Source organism: Streptomyces reniochalinae (assembly GCF_003323735.1).
Lineage (GTDB): Bacteria > Actinomycetota > Actinomycetes > Streptomycetales > Streptomycetaceae > Streptomyces > Streptomyces reniochalinae.
The window spans coordinates 222,986-244,067 of sequence record NZ_QOIM01000025.1 but is presented as its reverse complement, the minus strand read 5'-3'; the positions used below and the strand labels follow the sequence as shown (position 1 = coordinate 244,067).

18 protein-coding genes and 2 pseudogenes are annotated in these 21,082 nt (G+C 73.4%); 10 read left to right on the top strand and 10 right to left on the bottom strand.

The features are described 5' to 3' along the window. Positions 1–345: 345 nt before the first annotated feature. Positions 346–579 (bottom strand): annotated as a pseudogene (locus tag DQ392_RS35105) (type B 50S ribosomal protein L31); the annotation flags it as partial. 185 nt (positions 580–764) lie between these two features. Between DQ392_RS35105 and DQ392_RS35100 the strand changes: the two are divergent. The 4 genes and pseudogenes from DQ392_RS35100 (at position 765) to DQ392_RS34010 (ending at position 3,897) form a co-directional block, all read left to right on the top strand. Continuing rightward, positions 765–1,898, top strand: a complete 1,134-nt coding sequence (locus DQ392_RS35100) for a baeRF3 domain-containing protein (RefSeq protein WP_245981244.1) — start codon at positions 765–767, stop codon at positions 1,896–1,898. A 41-nt stretch (positions 1,899–1,939) separates the two neighbouring features. After that, on the top strand, positions 1,940–3,160 hold the full coding sequence (locus tag DQ392_RS07745; RefSeq protein ID WP_281272959.1) for an MFS transporter: 1,221 nt from the start codon (positions 1,940–1,942) through the stop codon (positions 3,158–3,160). A gap of 87 nt (positions 3,161–3,247) precedes the next feature. Further along, a pseudogene (locus DQ392_RS07740) lies at positions 3,248–3,688 on the top strand (MFS transporter); the annotation flags it as partial. Between the two features lie 14 nt (positions 3,689–3,702). Further along, a complete protein-coding gene (locus DQ392_RS34010) occupies positions 3,703–3,897 on the top strand; it encodes a hypothetical protein (protein ID WP_147266497.1) in 195 nt (64 codons plus the stop codon). Here DQ392_RS34010 and DQ392_RS07735 read toward each other — a convergent pair. Further along, positions 3,882–4,634, bottom strand: a complete 753-nt coding sequence (locus DQ392_RS07735) for an SDR family NAD(P)-dependent oxidoreductase (RefSeq protein WP_114014740.1) — start codon at positions 4,632–4,634, stop codon at positions 3,882–3,884. The two genes, DQ392_RS34010 and DQ392_RS07735, sit on opposite strands and share 16 nt — an antisense overlap. Positions 4,635–5,028: 394 nt before the next feature. On the opposite strand from DQ392_RS07735, the gene DQ392_RS07730 reads away from it, so the two are divergent. Continuing rightward, complete coding sequence (locus tag DQ392_RS07730) at positions 5,029–5,556, top strand: DoxX family protein (RefSeq protein WP_114014739.1); 528 nt, start codon at positions 5,029–5,031, stop codon at positions 5,554–5,556. Between the two features lie 39 nt (positions 5,557–5,595). Here the strand turns inward: DQ392_RS07730 and DQ392_RS07725 are convergent, their stop codons facing one another. After that, entirely contained in the window at positions 5,596–6,954 is a 1,359-nt protein-coding gene (locus DQ392_RS07725) for a 6-phospho-beta-glucosidase (protein WP_114014738.1), read from the bottom strand. After that, positions 6,951–7,703 carry a DeoR/GlpR family DNA-binding transcription regulator gene (locus tag DQ392_RS07720; RefSeq protein WP_114014737.1) on the bottom strand — a complete coding sequence of 251 codons (753 nt, stop codon included), beginning with the start codon at positions 7,701–7,703 and terminating at the stop codon, positions 6,951–6,953. Before DQ392_RS07720 ends, DQ392_RS07725 begins: the two co-directional genes overlap by 4 nt. Before the next feature lie 141 nt (positions 7,704–7,844). On the opposite strand from DQ392_RS07720, the gene DQ392_RS07715 reads away from it, so the two are divergent. The 4 genes from DQ392_RS07715 to DQ392_RS07700 are packed head-to-tail and all read left to right on the top strand — an operon-like array spanning position 7,845 to position 12,265. Further along, positions 7,845–8,951, top strand: coding sequence for a carbohydrate kinase family protein (locus DQ392_RS07715; protein WP_114014736.1), 1,107 nt, complete (start codon positions 7,845–7,847; stop codon positions 8,949–8,951). A 34-nt stretch (positions 8,952–8,985) separates the two neighbouring features. Continuing rightward, positions 8,986–10,401: an extracellular solute-binding protein gene (locus DQ392_RS07710; RefSeq protein WP_114014735.1), complete on the top strand. Its 1,416-nt coding sequence runs from the start codon at positions 8,986–8,988 to the stop codon at positions 10,399–10,401. Next, positions 10,401–11,378 carry a carbohydrate ABC transporter permease gene (locus tag DQ392_RS07705; RefSeq protein ID WP_245981243.1) on the top strand — a complete coding sequence of 326 codons (978 nt, stop codon included), beginning with the start codon at positions 10,401–10,403 and terminating at the stop codon, positions 11,376–11,378. Before DQ392_RS07710 ends, DQ392_RS07705 begins: the two co-directional genes overlap by 1 nt. Next, the gene (locus DQ392_RS07700) at positions 11,375–12,265 is read left to right on the top strand and encodes a carbohydrate ABC transporter permease (protein ID WP_114014734.1); all 891 of its coding nucleotides are present in this window, start codon (positions 11,375–11,377) and stop codon (positions 12,263–12,265) included. Before DQ392_RS07705 ends, DQ392_RS07700 begins: the two co-directional genes overlap by 4 nt. Here the strand turns inward: DQ392_RS07700 and DQ392_RS07695 are convergent. Genes DQ392_RS07695 through DQ392_RS07670 form a run of 6 tightly spaced genes read right to left on the bottom strand, consistent with a single transcriptional unit; the run spans position 12,243 to position 20,019 of the window. After that, positions 12,243–14,615, bottom strand: a complete 2,373-nt coding sequence (locus DQ392_RS07695) for a penicillin acylase family protein (protein WP_114014733.1) — start codon at positions 14,613–14,615, stop codon at positions 12,243–12,245. The two genes, DQ392_RS07700 and DQ392_RS07695, sit on opposite strands and share 23 nt — an antisense overlap. 40 nt (positions 14,616–14,655) lie before the next feature. After that, positions 14,656–16,170: a sodium:solute symporter family protein gene (locus tag DQ392_RS07690; protein WP_245981242.1), complete on the bottom strand. Its 1,515-nt coding sequence runs from the start codon at positions 16,168–16,170 to the stop codon at positions 14,656–14,658. Beyond that, entirely contained in the window at positions 16,167–16,481 is a 315-nt protein-coding gene (locus tag DQ392_RS07685; RefSeq protein ID WP_114014732.1) for a DUF3311 domain-containing protein, read from the bottom strand. Before DQ392_RS07685 ends, DQ392_RS07690 begins: the two co-directional genes overlap by 4 nt. Positions 16,482–16,520: 39 nt before the next feature. Further along, complete coding sequence (locus DQ392_RS07680; RefSeq protein ID WP_114014731.1) at positions 16,521–17,333, bottom strand: SDR family NAD(P)-dependent oxidoreductase; 813 nt, start codon at positions 17,331–17,333, stop codon at positions 16,521–16,523. Next, positions 17,330–18,778: an aldehyde dehydrogenase family protein gene (locus DQ392_RS07675; protein WP_114014773.1), complete on the bottom strand. Its 1,449-nt coding sequence runs from the start codon at positions 18,776–18,778 to the stop codon at positions 17,330–17,332. Before DQ392_RS07675 ends, DQ392_RS07680 begins: the two co-directional genes overlap by 4 nt. Continuing rightward, positions 18,778–20,019 carry a M20 family metallopeptidase gene (locus DQ392_RS07670; protein ID WP_114014730.1) on the bottom strand — a complete coding sequence of 414 codons (1,242 nt, stop codon included), beginning with the start codon at positions 20,017–20,019 and terminating at the stop codon, positions 18,778–18,780. Before DQ392_RS07670 ends, DQ392_RS07675 begins: the two co-directional genes overlap by 1 nt. A gap of 223 nt (positions 20,020–20,242) precedes the next feature. Here DQ392_RS07670 and DQ392_RS07665 point away from each other — a divergent pair, with 223 nt between their 5' ends. Next, the gene (locus DQ392_RS07665; RefSeq protein ID WP_114014729.1) at positions 20,243–21,055 is read left to right on the top strand and encodes a FadR/GntR family transcriptional regulator; all 813 of its coding nucleotides are present in this window, start codon (positions 20,243–20,245) and stop codon (positions 21,053–21,055) included. The last annotated feature ends 27 nt before the right edge of the window (positions 21,056–21,082 follow it).

The window sequence follows — 21,082 nt, the reverse complement described above, 5'->3', positions numbered from 1 at the left end:
AACGTCGACTCCGCCTACTGAGCAGAAGGCCCCCAGCCGACAACACCCCCCACACCCAGCACACACGCACCACGCATGCGACACCCCGAGCGGGTGGGAGGAACACCCTCCCACCCGCTCGTCGCGCGTGAACGCCCCGGCCGGGGCAGTGGTGACGGCCGGGGGTCAGGGCAGCTGTTGCTCCAGTGCCCCCCGGCCCTCCGCCGCGATGCGTTCGCGGGCCCACTGGAGGTTCCCCTCGGTCAGGTCGCGGCCCGAGGCGAGGACGACGTCCTCGGGGGTGGGTTCGCCCTCGGGGGCCGAGTGGAGCAGGTCGTCGGGGGTGGTGCCGTCCGCCGCGGGCTCGTAGCGACGGCGGAACTTGGCGATCTGGCCCTCGGAGTCCACGACGCGGGCCTTGCCGGTGTAGAACGGGTGGCTCTCGGAGGAGATCTCCACGTCGACGACCGGGTAGGTGTGTCCGTCGTCCCACTCGATCGTGGTGTCGCTGGTGGCCGTCGAACGCGTCAGGAACGCGTATCCGGCGGACTGGTCACGGAAGACCACCTGGTGGTAGTCGGGGTGAGCATCGGACTTCACAAGTCACTCCTTCCCCCGCGTACAGGGCGCCCTCTCCAGGCTACGACCGGCCGCGCACGGCGGCATCCCGCCAGGTGGGGCACGCCCCGCCCGCACGGTCCGCGGATCCGCCCGACGTGCACGGCGCCGGGGTGCGCGGGAGGCTGGAGGGTGCCGTCGTCGTCACCTGGGGAGCGAGGTCACGGATGCGCACCGACGATCTGACCAACGAGGTGCTGGCCGAGCTGCGGCAGCCTCGGCCCTATCCCGCGGTCACCCTGGTGCTGCCCACTCACCGTACGAAGCCGGACAGCCTGCAGGATCCCGTCAGGTTGCGCAATCTGATCGCCGACGCGGGGCGGCGGCTCGACGACGATCCGCACGTGAGCTCGCAGGTCCGCGCCGACGTCGTCGGGCAGCTCGAAGCGGCCGAGGAGGAGATCGACCTGGTGTACGCGCAGGACGCGCTGGTGCTCTTCGCGGCGCAGGGCGAGCACCAGTTCTGGCACGTGCCGCGCCGGGTCGACGCCGAACGCATCGTCGTGGACCGCACCTTCCTCACCCGCAACCTGGTCGCGGCCAAGGCGCAGACCCTTCCTTACTGGGTGCTCACCTTCGCCGAGGATCTGGCCAGGCTGTGGAGCGGTTCGGGCGAACAGCTCACCGAGGAGCGGCGGGGCGGCTTCCCCGTCGAGAGCGCGACGGTCGACTCCGAGCGGGAGCGTGCCTCCCGCACCGGTGACTTCACCAGCGGCTACCGCGACGAGGCGGCGCTCCAGCACCTGCGCGACGTGGACGCGAGCCTGTCCAGGGTGCTGCACGACGCGCCGCGCCCCCTCCTCCTGGCCGGGCTCCAGCACGGGCTCACCGCGCTGGCGGATGTCGGTACCCGTGCGGCGCGCGGGGCCGTGGCGACCGTGCCGAAGGGCGGCCTGACCCATGCGCGGGCCTCGGTCGTCCGCGAGGCGGTGGCACCCGCGCGGGCGGAATTCCTGCGGGCGCGCGGCGAGAAGGCCCTCGGCCGGCTCGGTGACGCGATCGGGCGCAGGGAGTTCGTCGCGGGTATCGACGAGGTGTGGCGCGCGGCGCGGGAGGGCCGGCTGGCGCTGCTGGTCGTGGAGGAGCCCTACCGCCAGAAGGTCAGGTTGGACGGCGACCACCTGGCGCCCGCCGCCGACGACGCGGTCAGCGACAGCGAGGGCGAGGTGTTCGACGACGTCGTCGACGAGACGGTCGAGGCGGCGCTGGCCACCGAGGCGGAGGTGGTGTTCGTGCCCGACGGCGCGCTGGCCGGGCACGGCCGGATCGCGGGCGTCGTGCGCTACACCTGGGCAGGGTGAGGTGGCACGGACCGCCGGAAGATCATTTAGGGTCGCCCGCTGTGAACAGTACTGAACACGACACAGGTTCCCCGCGCAGCTCGCTGTGGTACGCGGCAGCGGCCTTCGTCTTCGCCGTCGGCATGGCGGGCACCACGCTGCCGACCCCGCTCTACGGCCTCTACCGGCAGGAGCTGGGCTTCGGCGAACTGATGGTGACGGTCGTCTTCGCCGTCTACGCGGTGGGGGTGATCGCCGCGCTGCTGGTCGCAGGCGACTACTCCGACAAACTCGGGCGGCGCCCGCTGCTGTTCGCGGCCCTGGGACTGTCGGCGGCCAGCGCCGTCTGCTTCCTGCTGGAGGGCGGGCTGCCGCTGCTGTTCGCCGGGCGGCTGCTGTCCGGCTTCGCCGCGGGGCTGTTCAGCGGCGCGGCGACGGCCGCCGTCCTGGAACTGGCGCCAGGCGGCAGCCGGGGCTTCGCGGCGACCGCCGCCAACATGGGCGGGCTCGGCTGCGGTCCGCTGCTCGCGGGTGTGCTCGCCCAGTACGCGCCCCGCCCGCTCGTCCTGCCCTTCGTGGCGCATCTCGCCCTGCTGGCCATAGGCTTCGTCCTCACCCTGGTGCTGCCCGAGACCGTACGGCGCCCGCGCCCCCGGCCCGGTCTGCGACCGCGCGGGATGGCGGTGCCGCGGGAGGTGCGGCCGGTGTTCGTGCCCGCCGGGCTCGCCTGCTTCACCGGCTTCGCCGTCTTCGGCCTGTTCACCGCCGTCTCGCCGGGGTTCATGTCCGAGACCCTGCACCTGACCAACCTGGCCGCCTCCGGCGCGGTGGTCTTCTCCGTGTTCTGCGCGTCCCTGCTGGGCCAGGCGGCGGCGGGCCGGGTACGGGTGGCGCTCGCTCTGCCGCTCGGCTGCCTGGGCCTCGTCGCGGGCATGGCGCAGGTGGGCGGCTCGCTGCTGGCGAGTTCACTGCCGCTGCTGGTGACCGGGGCGGTGACCGGCGGCGTCGGGCAGGGGCTGGCGTTCCGTTCGGCCCTGGCGGCGGTGAGTGTCCGTGCCCCCGAGGAGCATCGGGGCGGGACCATCTCGGCGCTGTTCGTCGTCGCCTACCTCGGCATCTCGCTGCCGGTCGTGGGGGTGGGCGCGCTGAGCACCGGCCTCGGGCTGCGGAACGCGGGGCTGGTCTTCGCCGGCTGCGTGGTCGCTCTCGCCTCCGTGGTCGGCGTGCACCTGTGGCGGACACGCGACTCCGACGTGACGGGAGCGCCGGAGGGCAGCGGCTGAGGGCGCCCCGCCGAGCCCTCCCCGGCCATCCCACCCCTTCCGAGACCTGGCCGGGCCCCGAGACCTCGCCGCGGCCTTCCCGGACCCTTGTCGGCCCGTGGCGGCACCCGCCAGGACGGCAAGACGCTCTTCGCCGCCTGGCTCGGCTATCTGATGGACGGCTTCGACTTCGTCCTGATCACCCTCGTACTGACCGAGGCCGCCGGCTCCTTCGGTCTGTCGACCGTCACCGCCGCCACCCTCGTGCCGGCCGCCTTCGTCTCCCGCTGGTTCGGCGGGCTGGCCATCGGCGCCGTCGGGGACAGGTACGGACGCAAGCCGGCGATGATCCTGAGCATCCTCCTGTACTCCCTCGGCTCGCTGGCCAGCGGTCTTTCGTGGGGCTACTGGTCGATGTCCGCCGCCCGGCTGGTGCTCGGACTCGGCATGGCGCGGGAGTACTCGGCCAGCGCGACCTACGTGATCGAGAGCTGGCCCGCCACCGCACGCGACCGCGCCAGCGCGCTGCTCATCTCCGGGTACGCGGTCGCAGGGAACAGACGGTGTCGCTCGCGCTGCTGCTCTTCCTCCAGCAGATGTTCGCCCAGGGCATCTCCGGGCTGCTCCCGAAGCTGATCGGCGGCTACTTCGCGACGCTGGAGCGCGCCGAGGTCTCCCGCCTGCTCGCCCAGGCGGGGCTGGGCCCGTGTGAGACCGGCGGCTGCGGGCCGGGCCGGGGTGGCTACTGGGCCGCGTAGCCGCCGTCGACCAGGTGGTAGCTGCCCTGGACGAAGGAGGCGCGGTCCGAGAGGAGGAAGGCGGTCACCTCGGCCACCTCCTCGGCCGTCCCCAGGCGGCCCTGCGGATGGAGGGAGATGAGGCGTTCGCGCACCGGGTTGTCGGTCTCACGCAGCAGCGGGGTGTCGATGAAGCCGGGGCCGATCGCGTTGATCCGCACGCCCTTGTCGGCGTATTCGAGCGCGGCGGTCTTGGTCAGTCCGACGACGCCGTGCTTGGCGGCCACGTAGGCGGGGCTGCCGGCGAATCCGTTGGTGCCCAGGATCGAGGCCATGTTGACGATGGCGCCACGGCCCGCCGCCGCCATGACCGGCAGCTGGTGCCGCAGCCCGTAGAAGACACCGCTGAGGTTGGTGGCGATGACCCGGTCCCAGGCGGTGATCTCGTACTCGCCGGTCGGCATCGAGGGTCCGCCCACCCCGGCGTTGTTGACGGCCAGGTCGAGCGAGCCGAAGGTCTCGGTGGTGAACCGTACGGCGTCGCGGACGGAGCCGGGATCCGTGACGTCCACGACGAAGGGTTCGGCCCGTGTGCCGGACGTCTCCAGCTCGCCGGCCGCGACCTGGGCGCCGTCCTCGTCGTAGTCGGCGACGACCACCGAGGCGCCGGCCTGGCCGAGCCGCCGGGCGACGGCGAGACCGATACCCGAGGCGGCTCCGGTCACCAGGGCCGCCCGGCCCTCGAATGCGCGGTCCATCGGCTGACCTTTCGCTCGGTGTCCCCCGTCGGCTTCACGCTCCACCGGGATGCGGGGGCGCGCACCGCCACCACGGTCGTTCGGGTGAGACACCGCGGGAGGACCGCCCGGCGGGCACGGGCGCCCTGCCGTACGGGCGCGGGACGGGGCGCCGCGCGGCGGCGCGGGAGCGTCGCACGCCACGGCGGTGGACGCGGGGCGTTGCGCCGTACGGCGACGCCCGGGTTGCGGCGTTTCGCGGGTACGCGTGACATGGCGGTGAAGGACCGGGACACCGCACGGGCCTCAGGCCCTGCCCGCGACTTCCCGAAACGGCCACGTCCCGAAACGGCACTCCCCGTAACCGTCCGCCCCGAGACCGCCCGCGATGCTCCGCGCGACCAAAGGACGCCGCATGACACCTCTCCAGCTCGTCGCCCGCCCGCTCCTCGGCACCTTCTTCGTGAGCGCCGGGGTCGAATCGCTCAGCGAGCCCGAGCCCCGCGCCGAGATGGCCGGACCCTTCCTGGCGAAGCTGCGCGAGAAGGCGCCGGGGCTGCCGTACGACGACGTGCTGCTCGTCCGGGTGAACGCGGCCGTGCAGGTGGCGGCGGGTGCGCTGCTGACCGTCGGGCGCCTCCCGCGGGTGGCCTCGCTCGCGCTGGCCGCCTCCCTGGTGCCCACGACCCTGGCGGGTCACCCCTTCTGGGAGCACGAGGACGCCGGGCAGCGCGCCGCCCAGCGCACGCAGCTCGCCAAGAACGGCGCCGTGCTGGGCGGCCTGGCGGCCGTGATCAGCGACGCGGGGCACCAGGCGCGGATCCGCGCGCTGCGGGCCCGCGCCCGGCACCGCCGCCCCTGCCCCGTCGGTTCGACGAAGCGCTCCATGAAGAACGCCGGGCAGGCCCTCGGCCACAAGAGGTCGGCGCTCTCCGCCAAGTGAGCCGCGCCGCCCGCGCGCGGCGGGCCGCGCGGAGCGGTCTCAGTGGCCCGCAGCGCGCAGGACGCGGTCGGCGGCGTGCACCGAGTCCACCAGCGGGTGGAGGGCCAGCGCGCGCAGCGCGGCCGGCCTGGAGCCGTCAGAGGCCGCCTCGATCGCGGCGCGTTCGACCGCCTTGAGTTGCAGCATCAATCCCAGCTGGTCGGGGGCGACGGGCCCGGTGGCCAGGGGGCGGGCACCGCCCGCGTCGACGACGCAGGGGATCTCCACGACCGCGTCGCCGTCGATCCCGGGCACGGCGCCGCGGTTGCGGACGTTGAGGATGAGACGGGTGCGCTCGTTGCGGGCGATGGCGCGCATCAGGGCGAGGGCGACGCGGTCGTAGCCGCCGCCGTCCAGGTCGCAGCTGTCGCGTTCCCAGCCGCCCGAGGCCTGCCGGCTCTCGGCCATGTAGGTCTCCTCCCGCTCGCGGCGGGTGGCCTCCCACGCGGCGAACGCCCCTGTGGACGCGCTGCCGGAGACCCGCGCGTAGAAGCCGTCCTGCTGCTGTGCCAAAAACTCCCCCCGGGTGGCGTCCGCTTCCTGGATCGCCGCGAGCGCCTCCCTGTGGTGGTAGTAGTAGTGCAGGTACTCGTTGGGCAGGGCGCCGAGCGCGCGCAGCCATGCGGCGCCGAAGAGCTTGCCCTCCTCGAAGGACTCCAGCGCCCCGGTGTCCGCGAGCAGCGCGGGCAGCCGGTCGGTGCCGTCGACGACGACGCGGCGCAGCCAGCCGAGGTGGTTGAGGCCCACGTAGTCGTAGTCGGCGCGGTCGGGGTCCGCTCCCACGGCGCGCGCGGCGCGGCGGCACAGGCCGACGGGCGAGTCGCAGATGCCGATGACACGATCGCCCAGCACCCGGCTCATGGCCTCGGTGACCATGCCGGCGGGGTTGGTGAAGTTGATGACCCAGGCGTGCGGGGCGACGGCGGCGACGCGCTCGGCGATGCGGGTGGCCACGGGCACGGTGCGCAGCCCGTAGAGCACCCCGCCCGCGCCGACGGTCTCCTGCCCGAGCAGCCCCTCGGCGAGGGGGAGGCGCTCGTCGCTGACCCGCCCGGCGAGGCCGCCGACGCGGATGGCGCTGAAGACGAAGTCGGCGCCGCTCAGGGCCTCGTCCAGATCGGTGGTGGTACGGACCTCGGGCACCGGGCCGTCGTGCTGGGCGCTCTGTTCGGCCAGGACCGCGCCGATGGCCGCCAGCCGTTCCGGGTCGGTGTCGTGGAGGACGAGTTCGGTGCAGCGGCCCGCCTGGTCGGGATGGTTTGCGTCGGCCAGGAGCGCGCGGTGGACCAGCGGGACGCGGAACCCGCCGCCGCCGAGCACGGTGAGCCTCGTGCCGGGCGTGCCTGTCGTACCCGTCATACCTGTACTACCTCCACATCGGCCTCGCGGAACGCGGCGAGGGTGGCCGGGTCGGACGCCTGGCCGGTGATCAGCATGTCGATGTCGGTGGCCTGGCAGACGCGTGCGCTGCCGGTGCCGGGGAACTTGCGCGGGGTGGCCAGCAGTACCGCCTGGCGGGCGGCGCCCAACAGGGCCTGTTTGACGGGGACCTCGACCTGGGTGGTGTCCAGGACGCGGCCGTCGGGCAGGACGCCGCTGGTGCCGAGGAAGACGCGGTCGGCGTAGATCTCGCGCAGCGCGGCCCTGGTGAGGTTGCCGACCAGTGAACGGTAGTTGCGCCGCACCTCGCCGCCCAGCAGGACCAGCGTCACCGTCTCGTCGGAGCGCAGTTCCTCATAGACGGCGAGGCTGGAGGTGACCAGGGTGATCTTCCTGCCGTGCAGCAGCCGGGCCAGTTGCAAGGTGGTGGTGCCGATGTCGAGCAGCACCGTCTCGCCGTCCTCGACCAGTTCGGCGGCGCCCGCGGCGACCGCGTCCTTGGCGGGGAGGTCGTCCACCTCCTCCTCCGCGAAGGGGCGTTCGGCCGGCTCGCGGGCGAGGGCGCCGCCGTAGACCCGCCGCAGCCGTCCCGCCCCTGACAGGTCGGACACGTCGCGCCGCGCGGTGGCCTCGCTGACCCGGAGCCGGCGCGCGATCTCGACGACGGGCAGCACGCCCTCCTCGCGGAGGATGCGCAGCAACTCCTCGTGCCGACTTTCGCGCAACATGACCAGGACCCTAGCGCGACTGAGCGTCTGTGCGCGACTGTGAGCGAGGTATTGCATTCAGCAGGGGGGCGGTGCAAGGTATCGCTCAAACCAGTCACCGAGAAGTCATCTTCTGGCCATAGCTGAGAGGGGAGAGCGGCCATGAGCACCACTGGGAGCGCCCAACCCGCACCGACCGGGAGCGCGCTGGACCCGCTGGCCGCCCTGCGCTCGGACGGGGGCCCGGAGACCGACGTGTTCCTGACCGGCACCGTCTTCCTCGACATCGTCTTCACCGGCCTCGACCACGCCCCCCAACGCGGCACCGAGACCTGGTCGCGCGGCATGGGCTCCAGCCCCGGCGGCGTGGCCAACATGGCGACGGCCCTGCGCCGGCTCGGCCTGCGCACGGCGCTCGCCGCCGCGTTCGGCGACGACATGTACGGCGACTACTGCTGGGACGCCCTCTGCGGCATCGAGGGCATCGACCTGGCACCCTCGCACCGGGCACCGGGCTGGCACTCGCCGGTCACCGTCTCGATGGCCTACGACGGCGAGCGCACCATGGTCAGCCACGGACACGAGGCGCCCAAACCGTGCGTCAGCGTCGCCTCCCGGCCGCCGTCCCGCGCCTGTGTCACCTCCCTGGAGCCGGGCCGGGTGGGGGACTGGGTGCGCCAGGCGCACAACGAGGGCAGCCTGATCTTCGCCGACACCGGCTGGGACGAGACCGGCGCCTGGGACCCGGACACCCTGGCCGACCTCTCCCTGTGCCACGCGTTCCTGCCCAACGCCACCGAGGCCCTGCACTACACCCGCACCGACACCCCCGAGGCAGCCGTGCGGGCGCTGGCCGAGCTGGTGCCCGTTGCGGTGGTGACGAAGGGGGCGGGCGGTGCCGTCGCCATCGACGGCAACAGCGGCGAGCACGCCGACGTGCCCGCGCTCGCGGTCGACGCGCTCGACCCCACCGGCGCGGGCGACGTCTTCATGGCCGGATTCACCACCGGCACACTGGCAGGCTGGCCGCTCGCCGACCGGCTGGCCTTCGCCAACCTGACCGCCGCGCTGTCCGTGCAGCACTTCGGCGGCTCGCTCTCGGCACCCGGCTGGAGCGAGGTGGCCGCCTGGTGGCAGTACGCGCGGCGGATCGGCGGGCAGAGCCCCGAGGTGATGCGGCGCTACGGCTTCCTGGACGAGTTGCTGCCCGGCGGCCGCGGCGACTGGCCGCTGCTGCGCGCCACGCCCACCATCGGCTTCCGCTCGTGAGCGGACCGTGCCGAGACCGAGGAGACGAGGAACGATGAACGACGGGCGAAGCCAACGCACGGGCGGCCGGTACCGCCGTGCCCTCGCCGTCCTCGGTGCCCTGTGCGCGCTGCTGCCGGCAGCCGCCTGCGTCCCGGGCACCGACGGCTCCGGCGCGGCCGGCGCGGGTGGTGGCGCCGCGAACGCCGTACCCGACCCGGCGAAGGCGGGCGAGGTCACCCTCACCGTGTGGGACCAGCAGGTGCGCGGCGGCCAGAACGCCGCGATCGAGCGGCTCAACGCGGAGTTCGAGAAGAAGTATCCGAACGTCACGATCAAACGTGTCGCGCGCAGCTTCAACGACCTGAAGAAGACACTGAAGCTCGCCCTCAGCGGTGACGACCCGCCCGACGTCGTCCAGGCCAACCAGGGCTACTCCGACATGGTGGCCTTCGCGCACGCCGGAATGCTCACCCCTCTCGACAACTACGCCGGCCTCTACGGCTGGAACACGCGCTTCCCGCAGACCCTGCTCAACCTCAACCGCGTCTCCGCCGACGGGAAGCAGTTCGGCACCGGGCGGCTGTACGGCATCTCGCAGGAAGGCGAGTACATCGGCGTCTACTACGACAAGAAGGTGCTGCGGAAAGCCGGAGTCGAGCCGCCCGAGACGTGGGACGAGTTCACCGCGGCGCTGCCCGAGCTGAAGAAGGCCGGACAGCTCCCCGTCCAGTTCGGCAACCTCGACAAGTACCCGGCGATCCACACCTTCGGCCTCCTTCAGGCGCAGGCGGCGGGCACCGCGGGCCCGGTGCGCGAGACGGTGTTCGGGCGGGGCGAGGGCTTCGGGACGGACGCCACCCGCGAGGCGGCCGGCACGCTCGCCGACTGGTCGCAGAAGGGCTACGTGCCCAAGGGCGCCAACGGAAAGGGCTACGACGACGCGGCCAAGCAGTTCGCCGACGGCAAGGGCGCCTTCCTGATCACCGGCACCTGGCAACTGGCCGACCTGCGCAAGACGATGGGCGACGACCTCGGCTTCATGCCGCCGCCGCCCGACTCCGGTGCGCGGCCGGTCACCACCGGCGGCGAGGGCCTGCCCTGGTCGGTCACCTCCAAGTCGGACCACCCCGAGGTCGCCGCCGCCTACCTGGACTTCCTCACCAGCTCACACGCCTCCGACGTGCTGACCCAGGAGGGCGTACTGCCCGTGGTCCCAGGGGCGGCCGCGGACAAGCTCGACGCCGACAGCGCCGCCGGGCAGATGGTCGCGGGCTGGGAAGAGCTCAACGACGCCGACGGGCTGGTGCCGTACCTCGACTACACCACCCCCACCTTCTACGACACGCTCTCCGCCGACCTCCAGGGCGTCCTCGCCGGCGACGTCGGCCCGAAGGATCTCGCCTCGCGCATGCAGAAGAGCTACGCCGACTTCCGCGCCGAACAGCGCGCCGACGGTGAGGACAGGTGATGACCGACGGCACCCGGCGCCCGGAAGCCGCGACCGGCAAGGGAGCCGCCGTGCCCCCCAAGGGGCCCGCCGTGCCCGGCAAGCTCGCGGCCCGCTACCGCCGTCGGGCCCCCGGCGAGCCCCGAGCGGTCGGATACCTGTACATCCTGCCCGCGCTGGCCGTCTTCGGGGTCTTCCTGCTGTGGCCGCTCGGCCAGACCGGATGGCTGTCCCTGCTGCACTGGGACGGGCTGACCCGTGCCACCTGGGCAGGCTGGGACAACTACCGGGACCTGCTCACCGACCCCGAACTGCGCGCCCCCTTCGCGCACGCCGCCGTCCTGCTGCTCTTCTACGCCGCGCTGCCGGCCGCCCTCGGGCTCGTGCTGACCGCGGCGCTCACCCGCTTCCGCATCCGCGGCATGACCTTCTTCCGCACCGTGCTGTTCCTGCCGCAGGTGCTGGCCATGGTCGTCGTCGGCGTCGCCTGGCGCTCCATCCTCGCCCCCGACGGACTGCTCAACGACACGCTGCGCGCGGTGGGCCTGGACGCGCTGGCCCGCTCGTGGCTGGGCGACGACAGCTGGGCGCTGCCCGCCGTCGGGGCCATCGGCACCTGGGTGGAGACCGGGCTGTGCCTCGTGCTCTTCCTCGCCGGGGCCCAGCGCATCCCGCGCGAGCTGTACGAGGCCGCCCGCATCGACGGCGCGGGCCCTGTGCGGGAGTTCTTCACGGTGACGCTGCCGGGGCTGCGTGCCGAGGTCGCCGTCGCCCTGACGCTGACCCTGGTGGCCGCGCTGCGCAACTTCGACCTCGTCTATATCACCACCAGCGGCGGTCCCGGCAACGCCACCTCGGTGCCCGCCTACGAGGTCTACCGCCGGGCCTTCGAGACCGGCGAGGTCGGCGCCGCCTCGGCCATGGGCATCACCCTGACCGCGGTCATCTTCGCGCTGACCATGGTGGTCACCCGGCTCGTGGAGGGGCGGAACCGATGAGCACGAGCACGCCGAGAAGGCCGGACGCGCGGGCGAAGCCGTCCGCGCGGCACACCCGGGACACCACCACCTCGCCCACGGAACGCGCCGTCACCTACGGGATCCTCTGCCTGTTCGCGCTGATCGCGCTGACCCCGGTGGCCGGAATCCTGTCCACCGCGCTGTCCAGCCAGTCCTCGCTGGACACCGGCTTCTCCCTGCCGAAGTCCCTCAACTGGGGCAACTTCGCCGACGCGTGGACCCGCGGCCACTTCGGCACCTATCTGGTCAGCTCGGTCGTCGTCGCCGTCGCGGTCGTCGCCCTCACCACGGTGCTGGCCACCCTGGCCGCCTACGCCTTCGGCACCATGCGGTTCCCCGGCTCCAACGCGCTGTTCTACCTCTTCGTCGTCGGCCTCACCCTCCCGCAGGAAGCGGTGATCGTCCCGCTCTACTTCGACCTGCGGCACTGGGGGCTCACCAACACCTACTGGGGGCTGATCCTGCCGCAGACCGCGCAGTCCCTGGCCTTCGGCGTCTTCTGGATGCGCACCTACTTCCGCAACACCCCGCGCTCGCTCCTGGAGGCGGCCCGGATCGACGGAGCGACCCATTGGACATCCCTCACCCGCGTCCTGCTGCCCATGGGACGGCCCGCCTTCGCGACGCTGACCGTCATCGTCTTCATGTGGACCTGGAACGAGTTCCTGATGGCCTTGGTGATGGTCAGCGACGAGGCACACCGCACGGTCCCGCTCGGGCTCGCCTTCTTCCAGGGACAGCACTCCTCGGACACCGCGCTGCTCGCCGCCGCGGCCGCCCTCATCGCGCTGCCCGTGGTCGTCGTCTACCTGCTGCTGCAACGCCGGTTCATCCAGGGAATGCTCACCGGCGCGACGAAGGAGTGACCGGCGCGGGGGAGAGCACGATCCGGTGCGTGGTCTCCCCCTCGACGCGGGAGCGTGAGTAGACCAGCGGGAAGGCGCCGTCGAAGGCCCACGCCCGATACAGGTCCGCGTAGTGCGCCGAGCGCGGGTCGCCCGACTGGCCCGGGGAGTTCATGGCGAGCGAGCCGTCCCACCCGCCGACGTCCACGACCATGCGGAAGCTCGCCCCGTCGCTCTGCGCGAAGTCCGCCAGATAGCCCGCGGCGCCCACCGTCTCCGCGCTGCCCCCGCGCGGCAGCGCATCCAGCCGGCACCAGTCGGGGACGGCCTCCGCGCCCTGACGGGCCAGCAGCCCGGCCACCGGATGCACCAACCTGGCCCGGTGCAGGGCTCCCCAGGCCCAGTCCTCCTGGTCCGGGCCCAGCACTGCGGTGACGTCCGCCACCGCCTCACCGAGCGTGTCCAGCAGCAGCGGGCCCAGCCGTCCCTCCGGGTCGGGCGCGTCCAGCAGCCGCAGATCCACACGCGGGTCCATCGCCTCGCCGTCGGCGGGCGTCAGACGCCGCACCGCCGCCCTGAGCCACCCCTCGGCGTCCTCAGCCCCGGGGCCGGTGGACGGGGCCGAGGGGCGCAGCGCCTCCCGCAGCAGCGCCGGGCGCAGATGACGGCGATACCACACCTGGAAGAGCGCCGCGGCGCCCGAGCCGGCGGTGAGCCGTCCGTCCCAGCCGCGCAGCAGCTCCAAGCCGGTCCGCGTCCGTAGCCGTTCACCGCGCAGACCCGCGAGCCGCGGCAGGATCCGGCGCGCGGGGAGGCTGACGTAGTCGGTCTGGAGACGCACGCAGTCCTCGGCGCTCCAGTCGTCCCGCGCCGCCAGCGCCTCGGCGCACCGCTCGTACCTGGTGGGCGCGTACCAGTCGTGGGTGACCTGCCATCCGCCGCGCGGATACCCGGACGGCAGGTTGTACTGGTTCGCGGTGGCGAGCCAGCCGGCCGCCGGATCGCGGGTGGAGGGCAGGTCGCCGGCGTGGAGGAAACCGTCCCACTCGTACGTCCCATCGCCGGGCACCGGCAGGGTGCCGTCCCAGCCGCGCCGCCGCGGCACCTGGGCGGCGGGACACCAGCCCATCGTGCCGTCGGCGGCCGCGTACACCTGGTTCTCGCCCGGCGCGCCCCAGCGCCGCAGCGCCCGGATGAACGCGTCGGGTGTGGTGGCGTCCATGTAGCCCGCGCTGCCCAGGTAGGGCGCCATGCCGGGGCCCAGCCACGCGGCCCGCACCGCGAAGGCGGCATCGCGCTCGGGGCGCTCGCGGACGACGGGACCGTGCCGGGTGAACCACAGCTTTGTGCGGACGGGCTCCGCGTCCCGGACCGGGATCTCCTCGGTCACGCACGTCATCCGCTCCCAGCCGTCCCCGTACGCGTACGCATGCGGGTCCCGCGGGTCGGTGCGGTAGACGTACAAGTCCTCCTGGTCCACGGGGAAGATCGTCAGGCCGAACGCCAGGTGGCCGTTGTGCCCGATGGAGATGCCCGGCAGCGCCGGCTCCCCGGCGCCGATCACGTCGAGGCCCGGGGCCGACAGGTGCGCCAGCGCCCGCAGCGAGGGCAGGGTGAGGGCGCGGTGCGGGTCGTTGGCCAGCAGCGGGCGCCCCGTCGCCGTCTTGGACGGGGCCAGCACCCAGTTGTTGCTGCCGTCGGGGCTCTGCGAGGGCTGGGCGCGCGGGCTCCAGGGCGGTGTGGTGGCCAGGTCGTAGACGCGCAGGACGTCCTCGGGCAGGACGTCGAGGTCGAGCCCCTCGGGGACGGTGAGCCGGTGCCCGAGCGGGTCCCTGACCTTGCGCAGCTCCTCCGCCCGCGGCCCGAGGTCCCGCAGCGTCAGCGCGCGCGCCACCTCCTGGCGGACGTTGTAGAAGAGGCCGTGTGTGCGGATGCGGGCCAGGTCGCTGTGGTGCCAGTGGGCGGGCGCGTAGTCGAGCGCGGCGAACTCCGGCGGCAGGAACCGGGACGGATCCTCGTGCACCAGCGTCACGTACGCGTTGACGCCGGCCACGAACGAGCGGGCCATCTCCCGCGTTCCGGGCCCGTAGGCGGCCCACTCCTCGGCCATGTCGCCCCGGTAGAGGAAGAGCCGCGCCGCCCTGTCGTGCTCCACGTAGTCAGCGCCCAGGACCTCGGAGAGGAGCCCGAGGCCCCGCCTGCGCCACAGATCGAGCTGGAAGAGGCGTTCGCGGGCGGCGTTGAAGCCCTGGGCGAGGAAGAGGTCGGCGCGGGAGCCCGCGTACAGGTGGGGTACGCCCCAGCGGTCGACCAGGATCTCGACGGGCTCTCCCAGCCCCGGCACCGCGAACGAGGCCGTCTCGCCCTTCACGCGCCCGTGCCCTTCGCGCGTGTGCGGCCGTGAGCCCGCCTCATACCGCCTCCTCCTGAGTGTCCCGCACGGGCTCGGTGCCCGCGGCCGGTGTGCGGGGCCCGGCGTAGGTGAAGGCCACGGCCACCAGCAGGTTGGCCGCCAGCGCGAGCACGCCGCCGTTGACCCCGTGCCAGGGATCGTTGTCCGTCCACCACAGCAGCAGCACGACGGCCAGTCCGACCAGCGTGCCCGCGACTCCGGCAGCCGCCGTCAGCCGCCGCCAGAACAGCGACAGCAGCGCCAGGGGCACGAGCTGGGCGAGGCCCTCGTAGGACAGGACCGACAGCTGCACCAGCGTGTTCGGGTAGAACAGGCTGCCCAGCAGGGCGACGAGCCCGGCCAGGAAGCACACCAACTGCGACAGCCGCTTGATACGGACGTCGTCGGCGCTGCCGGGGACCGTGCTTGGCCGGGTGCGGCTGCGCGGGTCGGAGCCGTTGCCGCCGCCCAGCAGGGTGCGGCCGCACAGGGTGCCGATGGCCAGCATGAACACGCTCATCGGCACGATCGCCGACAGCGCTCCGGCCACCCCGATCACGGCGACGACGGGGGACGGCAGCGAGTCCGTCACCAGCCGGAACAGCGCCAGGTCCGGGTTGCCCAGGGCCGGCAGCGCGAAGAGCGCGACGGCGCCGACCATCATCGGGATGAACAGCAGCAGCTGGTACCAGGGCAGCAGCAGCGCGTTGCGGCGCAGCGCGTTCGGGCTCTTCGCGCTCAGGTACCCCGCCACGGTGGTGGGGAAGATGGAGATCGTCACCGCGTTGAGCAGCAGCGTGGAGACGAACCAGGTGCCGTTCAGCCCGCCCGAGTCGTGGCCGGGGAACGTCAGCCACTCGGGCCGCTCGTTCACCATCCGGGTCATGAAGTCGCCGTACCCGTCGAGGTAGTGCAGCGGCACCCACACCGCCAGGAACACCACAGCGACGATCACCAGGACGTCCTTGAGCACGCTCACCCACGCCGAACCGCGCAGCCCGGACACCAGGATGAACGCCTCCGCGACGACGAACGAGATGACGGCCGCCACGTGCAGGTCGACGCTGCCGTACGTCATCGCGTTGACCACCACGCCCATGCCCTGGATCTGGACCTGCACGTAGGGGACGATGAAGACCGTCGCCGTGACCGCCACCAGGATCCCCACCGGGCGCGAGCGGAACCTGTGCTCGGCCATGTCCGCGATGGACAGCAGCCGATGGCGGCTCGCGTACGTCCACAGCGCGGGCCCGACGACGTACGCCACCGCGAACCCGACCGTCAGGTAGGCGACGAGGTAGAGGATCGGCACCCCGTACGAGTACGACCAGCCCGCCGTGCCCAGGAAGGAGAAGCTGGTGTAGGTCTCACCCGCCATCAGCAGCCAGACGAACAACACGCCCAGGCCGCGGCTGGAGACGGACCACTCCGCCATGCCCTTGTCCCGCCCGCGGGCGCTGAGCACGCCGATGGCGAGGGTCGCCACCATGGCCAGCCCGAAGATCGTCGTCGCGACGGCCGCGGAGCCGCTCATCGCGGTCCTCCCTCTTCGCTCGGGGTGTCATCGACCGGAAGGGGCTCGACGGCATCCTGCCGGAACGCCGGATCGAGCCGCGAGACCACCCAGATGACCAGCGGGCTGACGATGGTCGCGGCGATGATCCACAGGAGCAGGAAGGGCAGGCCGAGCACGCGGGGCTCGACGCGGTCGGCGACCAGCGGGGCCGCGCAGAACAGGACGGCGGGAACGAGGAGGAGCCACAGCGCGGGGCGCCTGGCTCGGACGTGGGGGAGCCCGTCCAGGGGGCTGCCGTCTCCCTGCGGGGGGTCGTGCTGCTCGGGCATCGCGGGTAGCTCCTTGAGGGGCGCTGGAGACGAACAGGGTCACACGGCCGGGTCGTACCGTCCGTCGACGGCCGTCCAGCCGCCGTCGACGGTGAGCACGCTGCCCGTCACGAAGGTGGACGCGTCGGAGACCAGATACACCACGGCGCCCGCGATCTCGTCGGCCCGCGCCCACCGCTGCAACGCGGACGCCCGCGCATACGCGTCGTACCACTCCCGGTCCGCCGCGATCTGGTCGGTCAGCGGCGTACGCACCACGCCGGGCGCCACCGCGTTGAACCGCACGCCCTGCGGCCCCCACTCGGCCGCGGCGGTCCGCAGGAGCTGGACGAGGCCGGCCTTGGAGGCGGCGTAGACACCCTGCCCGGGCTCCACCTGGAAGGCCCGCATGGAGGCGAGGGAGACGACCGCGCCCCGCCCGCGTGCGGCCATGGCGGGAGCGCACGCCCGCACCAGGGAGAAGTGGGCGCGCAGGTTGAGGGCCACCACGCGCTCGAACTCCGCGACCGAGTAGTCCGCGAGGCGCTTGCGCACGTTGACGCCGACGGTGATCACCAGCCCGTCCAGCGGCCCCCAGTCCGCCGCCGCGGCCGTCAGCGCCTCCTCGTCCAGCACGTCGAGCAGGAACGGCGAGGCCCCGGGGCCCGCCAGCCGCGCCGTCTGGGCGGCGCCCGCCTCGTCCCGGTCGGCGACGACCACCTCGGCGCCCTGCGCCACCAGCGCCCGCGCGGCCTCACGTCCGATCCCGCTCCCGCCGCCGACGACGGCCACGCGCCGCCCGTCGAGCCGGAAGAGCCTGCCGTAGTCGGCCCCCGCCGCCGTGTCCGCACTCGTGTCCGCGTCCGACCTCACGGTTTGATCACCACCATCTTCGTCACCGTCAACTCCTCGATCGCGAACCGCGGACCCTCGCGTCCGATGCCGGAGTCCTTGACGCCGCCGTAGGGGGCGACGTCGCAGCGGTAGCCGGGCACCTCGTTGACCACCACGCCGCCGACGTCGAGTTCCTCCAGCGCACGGAACGCGGTGTCCAGGCGGCGGGTGAAGACGGCCGCGTGCAGCCCGTAGCGGCTCGCGTCGACCGTGGCGAGGGCCGCGTCCAGGTCCGGCACGGCGCGCAGGCTGACGACGGGTCCGAAGACCTCCTCGTCCCACACGGGCTGCCCGTCGGGCACGTCGGCCAGCAGCGCCGGTGTCACACACCGCCCCCGCCGCTCGCCGCCCGCGACCAGGCGGGCGCCCGCCTCGCGGGCCCGCGCGATCCACGCCAGCACCCGCTCGGTGGCGTCCTGGTCGATGAGCGCGGCGACGCGGGTGCTTCGGGCACGCGGGTCGCCCACGACCACGGAGCCGATCCTGTCGGCGATCCGGCGCTCCAACTCGGCGGCGACAGGCTGTTCGGCGATGACCCGCTGGACGGCGATGCAGGCCTGGCCCGAGGCATAGTAGCCGCCGCGCACCACGGCGTCGGCCGCGGCGTCCAGGTCGGCGTCGGCCGCGACGACGAGAGCCGCGTTGGAACCCAGCTCCAGCACCACCTTGCGCGGGGCCGCGTCGCGCGCGATGCGGTGGCCGACGGCCGCCGAGCCCGTGAAGGAGACGGCGGCCACGGCCTCGTGGGTGGTCAGTGTGCGGCCCACCTCCGCGTCGCCGGTCACCAGCTGGACGGCACCGGCCGGCGCACCCGCCGCGACCAGCCGCTCGCGCACCAGGTTGACCAGCCACAGGGTGGCCAGCGGCGTCGCGGGCGCGGGCTTGACGACGACGGGGCACCCCGCGGCCAGCGCGGGGGCGATCTTGTGGGTGGCGAGCATCATCGGATAGTTGAACCCGGCGATCCCCACCACGACCCCGACCGGGCGCCTCGTCCAAAAGCCCGTCATCCCGTCCCCCGACGGCAGTCCGTCCAGCGGCACCGTCTCGCCGTGGATGTGCACCACCTCGTCGGCCGCCGCCCGCCAGGTGGCGACCGCGCGGACGACCTCCGTACGGCAGTCGGCCCGCGGCTTGCCCGTCTCCAGGACCAGCAGATCCTCCATGCCGGCCGCCACGCCTTCGAGCGCGTCGGCCACCGAGGCCAGAACGGCACGCCGGGTGCGGGTGGGCAGCCCGGCCGCCGTGCGGCGCAGCCCCGCCGCGTGCTCGACGGCCCGCCGGGCCAGTGCCACGTCACCGACGGGCGCCCTGGCGACGGCACTTCCGTCGTAGGGGAAGGCGACCGTCCGCTGTCCGGGCGCGGCCACCCACCCGTCGCCGACCGGCAGCCCTTCGGGGAACTCCTTGCCGTGCCAGAGCATCACGACCGCGTACCTCCCGCCTGCCCGCCGCCGGTGAGGAAGTGCCAGGCGGCCGCCGCGTACACCCGCGCGTACTCGCCGATCTCCCGCACCTGGACGTACTCGTCCTTCTGGTGCGCGATCCACTTCCCGCCAGGACCGTAGACGACGGTGGGCAGCCCCGCGTCGCGGGTGAGGATCGTGCCGTCCGTGGTGCCGGGCACCGCGCCGAAGGCGGGCGCCGCACCGTGCACCCGGGTGTGCGCCGCCACCAGGCCGGCCACGAGGGGATGGTCCTCGGGGATCTCGATGGCGGGCCGGTCGTCCACGACCGTCGGCTCCACGGCGACGCCGAACGCGGCGGCGGCCTCCTGGGCCGCCGTGCGGACGCGCTCGGTGAGTTCGGCGTGGTCGGTACCGGGGACCGTGCGGACGTCCACGCCGACGACGCCGTGCGCGGGGATGACGTTGAGCTGGTCGGGATCGCCCCCGAGCAGCACCGTGGGGGTGACCGTGACAGAACCGGCGTGCGGATGGGTGCCGTAACGCCCTGTGGCCCACTCCTGCACCGCCGCCAGAGCCTCCACGACGCGGGCACCCGCGGCGACCGGGTTCCTGCCCTCCTGCGGCATCGCCCCGTGCGCCATCACGCCCGTCAGGTCGAGGCGCAGCCGGATGCCGCCGCGCGCCGAGGTGCACACCTCGTACCCCTCGGGCTCGCAGACGACGACGCCGTCCACCTCGGAGGCCGTCGGGGAGGCCGCGAACGCCTTGGCGCCGAGCATCATGCCCTCCTCGTCGGCCATGACGCCGACAACGACGCGCCCTGGGAAGGGCCCGGCGAGCTGGAGCGCGCGGACCCCGTAGATCATCGCCGCGACACCGGACTTCATGTCGGCCGTGCCCCGGCCCCACATCCGCCCGTCGCGGATCTCGGCGCCGTAGGGGTCCACGCTCCAGTCCGCCGGATCGCCCTCGGTCACCACGTCGGTGTGGCCCTCGAACATCAGGGTGGGACCCGCGCCCCCGCCGCCGTCGACGACCGCGACGACGTTGGGGCGCCCGTGCGCCACCTCGGTGACGGTGTGCTCCCACCCGAACCGGGAGAACAGCTCGGAGACGAGTTCGGCGGCCGGTTTCTCCACGGCCTCCGCGCCCGCGGCATTCACGGTGCGCAGCCGCACCAGTTTCTGCGTGAAGGCGACGGCCGCCTCGGTGTCGAGCACGGATTCCCACGGCGGTGTGCCGGGACCGGAACGCATGGAACCTCCAAGTCCCCTCCCAGACCGCCCTACCCAGGTGGCCAGGCGACTGGTCAGACCAGTTGATCGTCCGTACTCTGCTGGTGGGCCGAGGGCCCGGTCAAGGGGTCGGCACGGGCCGGTCCCGTGTGCGCGCACGGGACCGGCCCGCACGCGTACACGGAACGGATCCGCGGGCGCGCACCGGACCGGCCCGCACGCACACATGGGAAAGGGCGGACGCATGCCGGCGGAATCTCCTCAACGGCCCACCGCACGGGCCGACTTCCGGCCCGTGCGCCCCGTGCGGGCCTACCAGCGTGTGGCCGAGCAGGTAGAGGAACGCATCCTCGGCGGCTCTCTGCCGCCCGGCTCCCGGCTTCCCGGCGAACGCGAACTGATGCGCCAGTTCGACGTGGGCCGCTCGACGATCAGGGAGGCGCTGCGGGTCCTCCAGTCCTCAGGGCTGATCCGCTCGCGCCCCGGTGACCCGCAGGGCGCCGAGGTGCTGGGCGTCTCCCCTGACACCCTCAGCCACGCGCTGGGCCGCCTGGCCCGCTCCCACCTGTCCGGGCTCGGCGAACTGATCCAGTTCCGGATGCTCCTGGACGCGGAGAGCTACCGGCTCGCCGCGCGCCTCCACTCCGCTGACGACCTGCGGCGGCTGACCGAACTGGTGGACGAGATGGCGAAGCTCGCCCCCCAGGATCCGCACGGATTCAGCGAGGCCGACGGGGAGTTCCACCGCGTGGTGGCGAAGGCCAGCGGCAACGCGCTGCTCGCCCTGTGCGCCCGCGCCGTGCACGACGCCGTCGTCGAGGCCATCGAGAGCAAGCTGGTCCGTGCGGAGGCCGCCGGCGAGGCGGCCGCCGCGATGCGGCGTTCGGTCGCCCACCACCGGCACATTCTCGACGCGCTCCGCGCCTGCGACGGGGCCCTCGCGGCGCGCCTCGGCAGGCAGGCCCTCCACGAGCACTACGCGCCCCACCTTCCGCCCGGGGACCGAGCGCGGCTGCGCGCGGCGTTGGAGGAGGACCCCGGACGACCGCCAGGATGAGCTTTCCACGGGAAGGGGGGTGCCTCC

Excerpts from the sequence above, each read along its gene's own strand:
- DQ392_RS07710 (WP_114014735.1), top strand. The coding sequence starts at position 8,986 with ATGAACGACGGGCGAAGCCAACGCACGGGCGGCCGGTACCGCCGTGCC.
- DQ392_RS07705 (WP_245981243.1), top strand. The coding sequence starts at position 10,401 with ATGACCGACGGCACCCGGCGCCCGGAAGCCGCGACCGGCAAGGGAGCC.
- DQ392_RS35100 (WP_245981244.1), top strand. The coding sequence starts at position 765 with ATGCGCACCGACGATCTGACCAACGAGGTGCTGGCCGAGCTGCGGCAG.
- DQ392_RS07735 (WP_114014740.1), bottom strand. The coding sequence starts at position 4,634 with ATGGACCGCGCATTCGAGGGCCGGGCGGCCCTGGTGACCGGAGCCGCC.
- DQ392_RS07725 (WP_114014738.1), bottom strand. The coding sequence starts at position 6,954 with ATGACGGGTACGACAGGCACGCCCGGCACGAGGCTCACCGTGCTCGGC.
- DQ392_RS07730 (WP_114014739.1), top strand. The coding sequence starts at position 5,029 with ATGACACCTCTCCAGCTCGTCGCCCGCCCGCTCCTCGGCACCTTCTTC.
- DQ392_RS07675 (WP_114014773.1), bottom strand. The coding sequence starts at position 18,778 with ATGCTCTGGCACGGCAAGGAGTTCCCCGAAGGGCTGCCGGTCGGCGAC.
- DQ392_RS07690 (WP_245981242.1), bottom strand. The coding sequence starts at position 16,170 with ATGAGCGGCTCCGCGGCCGTCGCGACGACGATCTTCGGGCTGGCCATG.
- DQ392_RS07665 (WP_114014729.1), top strand. The coding sequence starts at position 20,243 with ATGCCGGCGGAATCTCCTCAACGGCCCACCGCACGGGCCGACTTCCGG.
- DQ392_RS07670 (WP_114014730.1), bottom strand. The coding sequence starts at position 20,019 with ATGCGTTCCGGTCCCGGCACACCGCCGTGGGAATCCGTGCTCGACACC.
- DQ392_RS07685 (WP_114014732.1), bottom strand. The coding sequence starts at position 16,481 with ATGCCCGAGCAGCACGACCCCCCGCAGGGAGACGGCAGCCCCCTGGAC.
- DQ392_RS07700 (WP_114014734.1), top strand. The coding sequence starts at position 11,375 with ATGAGCACGAGCACGCCGAGAAGGCCGGACGCGCGGGCGAAGCCGTCC.
- DQ392_RS07720 (WP_114014737.1), bottom strand. The coding sequence starts at position 7,703 with ATGTTGCGCGAAAGTCGGCACGAGGAGTTGCTGCGCATCCTCCGCGAG.
- DQ392_RS07715 (WP_114014736.1), top strand. The coding sequence starts at position 7,845 with ATGAGCACCACTGGGAGCGCCCAACCCGCACCGACCGGGAGCGCGCTG.